This window comes from Acidiplasma aeolicum (assembly GCF_001402945.1).
In the GTDB taxonomy this organism is placed as follows: Archaea; Thermoplasmatota; Thermoplasmata; order Thermoplasmatales; family Thermoplasmataceae; genus Acidiplasma; species Acidiplasma aeolicum.
This window is the reverse complement of sequence record NZ_LKBG01000283.1, coordinates 1-6,610: the sequence shown is the minus strand read 5'-3', so window position 1 is coordinate 6,610 and position 6,610 is coordinate 1. Positions and strand designations below refer to the sequence as shown.

The 6,610-nt window shown below is 33.9% G+C and carries 5 protein-coding genes; 4 read left to right on the top strand and 1 reads right to left on the bottom strand.

Going from position 1 to position 6,610, the window contains the following annotated elements; genetic code table 11:
• Positions 1–377: 377 nt before the first annotated feature.
• Positions 378–1,349, bottom strand: a complete 972-nt coding sequence (gene rfbB / locus AOG54_RS08970; protein WP_054964352.1) for a dTDP-glucose 4,6-dehydratase — start codon at positions 1,347–1,349, stop codon at positions 378–380.
• Positions 1,350–1,526: 177 nt separating this feature from the next.
• Here rfbB and AOG54_RS08965 point away from each other — a divergent pair, with 177 nt between their 5' ends.
• From AOG54_RS08965 to AOG54_RS08955, 4 genes are all read left to right on the top strand, one after another.
• Positions 1,527–3,032 carry a DUF2079 domain-containing protein gene (locus AOG54_RS08965; protein ID WP_162200887.1) on the top strand — a complete coding sequence of 502 codons (1,506 nt, stop codon included), beginning with the start codon at positions 1,527–1,529 and terminating at the stop codon, positions 3,030–3,032.
• A 53-nt stretch (positions 3,033–3,085) separates the two neighbouring features.
• Positions 3,086–3,613: a hypothetical protein gene (locus tag AOG54_RS09775; RefSeq protein WP_156324235.1), complete on the top strand. Its 528-nt coding sequence runs from the start codon at positions 3,086–3,088 to the stop codon at positions 3,611–3,613.
• Between the two features lie 210 nt (positions 3,614–3,823).
• Positions 3,824–4,618: a glycosyltransferase gene (locus AOG54_RS08960; protein WP_054964354.1), complete on the top strand. Its 795-nt coding sequence runs from the start codon at positions 3,824–3,826 to the stop codon at positions 4,616–4,618.
• Between the two features lie 738 nt (positions 4,619–5,356).
• A complete protein-coding gene (locus AOG54_RS08955; protein WP_055032629.1) occupies positions 5,357–6,418 on the top strand; it encodes a glycosyltransferase family 4 protein in 1,062 nt (353 codons plus the stop codon).
• Positions 6,419–6,610 lie beyond the last annotated feature (192 nt).

Here is a 6,610-nt window from a genome sequence, read left to right as displayed (position 1 = left end):
CTAATACGGCAATTACTTTTCACTAAAGCTCAGGAACATGCTGTTAGTAAACTATCTGTCTTAAGGAAAGTTCTATTCTACGGCATTATTGCTTATTCTGTATTCTGCAGTGGTAGGATGGAAATAATCCTTTGCCTTTTTTTAACATTGCAGCATGATTACTAAAGAGGGCATAACAATATACCTACCTCCCTTGGAGAAGGCGCATTGCCGAAACAAATGGTTTTTCAATAATCCACGAACTATTTTATTCCTCGAAGGAGGGGTCCACTACTTGCGTATAAACTCCTTAGACCGATTCTATAGCAATTAGCGATAAAAATTGAATGAAATTAAGAAGAATATGTCAATATGACTTAGTAAAAGTCTTTCAGTTTTTATCTTAGATCATTAGAAAATAATGACGCATAGTGATTCACCGTATCTCTCAAGCCCTCATCAAAAGGTATTGAAGGTTTCCAGTCAAGTTCATTCTCGATTTTCTTGGGGTCTATTGCATACCTCACGTCGTGTCCTGGCCTATCTGATACGTATTCTATTAGCGATTCATCTTTGCCTAAAATACCAAGTATCTTTTTTACAACATCAATGTTGTGTTGTTCATTTCTGGCGCTCACAAGGTACGTTTCACCAATTCTGCCTCTTTCCAGTATAGCTTCGATCGCACTACAGTGATCCAGTACATGTATCCAGTCTCTAATTTGCCTTCCACTACCGTAAATAGGTATTCTAAAATTGTGAATTGCATTGTAAACAGTCTTAGGAATTAGTTTTTCACGATGCTGGTTTGGACCATAATTGTTGCTGCAATTTGATATGGTTGCCTTGATTCCGTAGGTATTGATATACGATCTTACAAGCATATCAGCAGCCGCCTTGGTAGCTGAGTACGGATTACGTGGAGCATAGGGTGAATGTTCATCGAATTTTTGAGACGAATCCAGAGGTAAAGAGCCAAAAACTTCATCAGTCGAAATCTGGTGGAATCTTATGTCATATTTTCTAACTGCCTCAAGAATATTGTAAACGCCAACGTAATTTGAGCGTATGAATGGTTCGGGAGATTTTATGGAGTTGTCAACATGGGATTCCGCTGCAAAATTGACAACACAGTCTACATCCTTTATAATGGATTCTATTTGTTTTGCATTTGCAATGTCTGCTTTAATGAGTTCGTATCTGTCCGAGAATGATTTATGATCAACATAATCAGGATTTGCAGCATACGTTAATTTGTCTACGTTGACAATGCTGCCTCTCTGGTGCTTTTTTAACCAATAATTTATGAAGTTTGACCCTATGAAGCCTGCACCACCTGTAACTAGAATCTCTTTATTTTCTATAGCCATAGGCTTTCATGACATACTTATATAAAGAACTTTTTCATTACTAGAACGATGCGCTTCCGTTACCTAGCTTTGTTGTTCTTAATAACAATCGTGATCTCAACAATCTCTTCATTCGTGTACGTGGAAAAATACCGATCATTCCATTCATATGTCTTTGATTTGGGGGTTTCATCATATTTGATTTCTCATGCGCTATCAACAAGGCCAATCGTCTACTGGAAACTCATCTATTTTTTGCTATATCCTTTTTATTCTCTTGATCCGAATCCAGAGTATCTACTTGTTTTTCAGGATTTTTTTATTTCGTTAGGATCGATTCCTATTTATTTTATATCAAAGAAGATATTAAACTCAGAGTTTTTTGGATTTATCTTTGGTATTCTCTGGCTGCTTTATTATCCAATATACGGAGTTGAATGGTTTGATTTCCACTTTATGGCTTTGTTTCCTACTCTTTTTCTTACTGCTGTTGCATTTCTTAGTTATAAAAAATATAGGTTTTCTCTCCTTTTCATGTTCCTCTCAGCCATAACCGATTATATGGCCCCTCTAATAATATTGATGTATCTTGTTGTACTCTTAGTGAAACGAGAGCGGCTTCCAAAGTATTATTATGCTTCTCTAGTTGTACCTTTCTTCGCTGTATTTGCTGCAGTCAATATAGTATCGCCTTCTTATACTTTAAGCTTAATAAATTATACGGCAATAATAAAAGATCCGGCCATAATTACATCTATGCCCGTAAGGAAGATTATATATTACCCAATGATAGCACTTCCTTTAGCGTTTTTGCCATTTGGTTCTATAGATATACTTATGATAATTCCTTATATCGGTTTATCACTTGTTCATAATTATGCTCCATATCTTATGCCTATACTGTATCAATACCCTGCACTTACTTCTGCACCGATATTCTTAGGAGCGTTGAGTTCTCTATCAAAATGTATGAAAAAGATAAGTAGGAAAAAAGTTAAGAGTATACTAATTGTTATTATTTCGTTATCGATAATAACGTTCTTACTGTTTACACCCTATGGCAATTTGTTAACCGATAATAATAATCATTTTAATTACGTTGATTACTTCGTTGGGGGAAATTACCAAACATCAGAACGGATTACCGAGACAAAGTACGATAGATACATATATTCAGCTGTATCTTATGTTCCTAAAGGTTCTACACTGGCTATACAAAATAATATGCCTCAATTTACTCAGGACTACAGATGGGTATTGCCTATAAATAATTACAGCGGATCGCCAGAATATGTTATTACTGATCCTTACAGTGTTTGGTTCTACAATACGACTCTATCGCCAGGATCTTACACAAACTACGTGAAATTCACAAACGAAAAGGTCCTCTCTGGTTATGGAATTTATTTCGAATGTGATGGAATTGTCCTGTTGAAAAAAAATTATAGCGGTTTGCCTATAAAATTTGTAGGAATGTCATTTTCCTCAATGTCTGGTTCGAATTTACTCTTCATAGCTCCAGGAACATACAGTGTTGAAGTTAACAGCAATGTGACTAGAGTATACGTATTATATGGCGATAATGAATTATCTCTTCCTGTTAGCAACGGAAACTTTCTCTTTACTACATCTGTTTACCTCTATAACGTCACCTTTACTGCTCGTACTAATTCCGTTTTTTCGTTTACACAGATAACTTGGTAAGGGTGTTCCCATGCATGGAAGTTATTTAAATCCATTATTTATGGCGAACATAAATGCAGCTTGAATCACTCTATCAATTTCTATACAGTGTTGTGATGAGTTATTTGGTCAGCTTGAAATACGTATCATTTCTGCTGATATCCGTAATACTTGTATTTAGGAAGATTATAAGGACAGTAAAAGGAGGTCGTTTTAGGAGATATTCAATATTCATCCCGCCTATCCTTTATATACTCTTCTCTATAGCTGTATCTTACGGTACGTCCCTCTTAGGTATAGTTTTGTCTCTTATTGCCTTCGTTTTTGGTATCTACATCTCATTCCACACAACCAGAAGTATTGTATTCTTCTCTAAAAATAATATTCTTTATTATATGAGACCTGGATGGGTCGTCGCGATATGGTCTTTGGCTTTTTTGACTAGGCTCGCTCTAATTTTGTTCTTTCCAGGTTTTAATGGCGATCTTTTTACAGTGTTACTCTTCTTTGCCTCCGGACTTATAATAGGTGAATCTTTTTGGATAGTAAGGAAGAACAGGGAAATCCTCTCTACCGTTAGGATAACGAAAATACATCTCTAAGGCTAAAGAAGAAGTTGAGCAATTAAAATACGTTAGATATGCAGTTCAGAGTGTGATATTGACTTTAGCATCATACATAACGTATGAATAATAGTATGCCAGGATCTATGCATTCATACAAACTAGTTCTTCTCAAACCAAATTTTGGATTTTTCCTGTTAGGTCTAATTAAAGGGAAACGTTAAATATGATCTTAATATAAATGATAAAATGGACGATTTGGTCTCAACTAAGGCTAATTCTATTGCTTATCAGCGTTCAACAGTAATTATCCCAGCATATAACGAGGAAAAAAGATTAATGCCAGTATTATACGAACTATGCGAATACATTAAATCAAATTCTTTGGAATGGAAAGTAATGGTATCTATCGATGGTGACGATGGAACAGAATCTAATGTCAAAATAATGATGCAGGAATACTCCTTTCTTTCCTATAGCAAGGGAAAAGGTCGAGGGGGAAAGGGTGCGGCAATAAAGCGTGCTATTACTTCAGCCACCGGAAACTTCGTCATATTAATGGATGCAGATGGCAGTGTTCCTTTAAAGGAAGTAGTAAAGTCACTTGATTTAACTAATTATTATGACTTAATTATTTTTGATAGGTATTCTAATAGAGAAAATAGAATTCCTTTCATCAGAAGGTTCCCAAGTAGGGGATTTAACAAGCTTGTTCGGATATTTCTTGGTCTAAAGATCAATGATACGCAGTGTGGCTATAAAATTATCAAGCGAGAGTATGCTCAGAGGGCCTTCAACAAAATCACTATCAGCAATGCCTTTTTTGATGTAGCCCTTCTTTATTACCTAAAAAAGGAAAGAGTTAAATATATTGAGATCCCTGTTGAATATAATTATGATAGAAACAGTAAATTCCATGTCGTCGAATTGGTGTTAGGGGAAGGCATATCCCTCATAGCTTTTCGAATTAGAAATTCACGGTTTTATAAATACGTGCCGGATAAGCTAATTTCATTGTACTATCGAAAATTTCGTTGGATCTAGCTGTTAATAAACTATAGTCATCTTTTCTGAAGACGTGTATTTAAACTTTACGTTAATAGCTTCATCTAACGGCAATTTCCTTTGTGTCTAGATCTTTGCTCGTGTTGTATATGCCTCGCTACAAGCCTTTTCTGCTTATTTACACGCATTTTTATGCGTAAAAACCAAGGAACAGGATCAACGAAAAAGGGATACTATATTAAGCGATCTTTGGAGAATCGTTAATTTTTGTTTTAGTATTTTGAGTTTTGTGTTAATTATATAGCAACTCCATGATTTAATTTATCTCTGGTTTTCATGACATGTTATGCTGATTTATACGGGCTCATCATGTATTGTTTCATAGCCATAACGAACTGATCACCGGAATTTTTGAATCCGCACAGCAGTGCTTCAAGGAATTCAAAGCCAATTCATATCTTCCGTTTCTCTATCCTTTTATGTGCGTAGAGATATTTTTGCATTGGCATTGTGGCAGAAATTTTGAGGATCACCGTTCTTGTTGACGTTAGATTGAGGTGCATCTCTGTCTCGCAAAGCTTCCTCATGAAGATGTGAATTAAACCCGCCCTGCTTAATATCCCTGTGAATTATCTCGATATCGCTGCGCCTGAGGTATGTTTCCATGATCCCTATTGACCTTCAGATTGTTGATGATCTTATAAAATATACCTGAATAAGCAATTCCATCTATTAATAATGCTTAATTTTATTTAGAAGAAAAGTATTTAAGTGTAAATGAAAATTTTATGGTTCGCCCATAGAGATATTAAACACCCTAAGGCTGGTGGTGCAGAAAGGACAATATATGAAGTTGGTAAAAGGTTATCCAAATTAAATATTGGAGTTAATTTAGTAACTGTAAATCCAGGATATTTATTGGAATATGAAAATGTTGATGGGATAATAACATACAGAATTAAAGGAAACATAAGGACTCATTTGTATGTAAGAAAAATGATTAAAAGAATAAATCCTGATGCCATAATAGATGATATGGGCCATGCTGTTCCCTGGTTTTCTCCATGGTTTACTGATAAAAGAGTAATAGTATTTTTCAGGCATTTGCACGCTAAGTCGTTACCAGGTCAGGTTAATTTCTTTCTTGCAAAAATTATAACTTTTTTAGAGAAATTATATCCATTTATATACAAAAATAATATATTTGTAACAGAATCCGATACATCTGCAAATGATTTAATTAATTTAGGAATTAAAAAAGATAAGATTGTAAGGATACCTCCTGGAGTTGATTTAAATTTATTTCATAAAGGTAAAAAGACAGACAACGTTCAATTATTGTATTTTGGCGGATTAAGAAAATATAAGAGGCCAGAATATGCAATAACAGTTTATGAAAACTTATACAAAAAAATAGATAATTTAAAATTAGTAATTGTTGGCGATGGTATATTGTTAAATGAAATCAAAGATAAAATTAAAGGTAAAAATTATAATATTGTTTTTACAGGCAGGTTAGCATATGATGAACTTGCTAAAATAATAAGGGAATCATGGGTTAATCTGCATTTTTCCGTTACTGAAGGGTGGGGTTTATCTATTATAGAAGCCTCTGCTTCTGGAACACCAAGTGTTGCTTTTAAAGTTCCTGGCGTAGTCAATACAATAATTGATGGTTATAATGGATTTTTAGTAAATAATATTAATGAATTTACTGATAAAATTTTATACATAATAAAAAATGAGGATAAATTTATATTAAATTCAAGAAAATTTGCAGAGAATTTTACATGGGAAAAAACTGCAGATCTGTGGTACAAATTATTAAATGGTAATTAAAATAAAAATTTCAGGTTAATCTACAAAGAATATTTGGAACTTTAATACAATATGCTATAATGTGCGATCATCATCCTGAAAAATATTGTTTAATTTTATTAAATAGTGCTATATTCTTAATGTATCGCCTGCAAAATTGTTTTTAATCTGTATACATAATATATTTCAATGCTATTTTTTACTGGTTTTCAT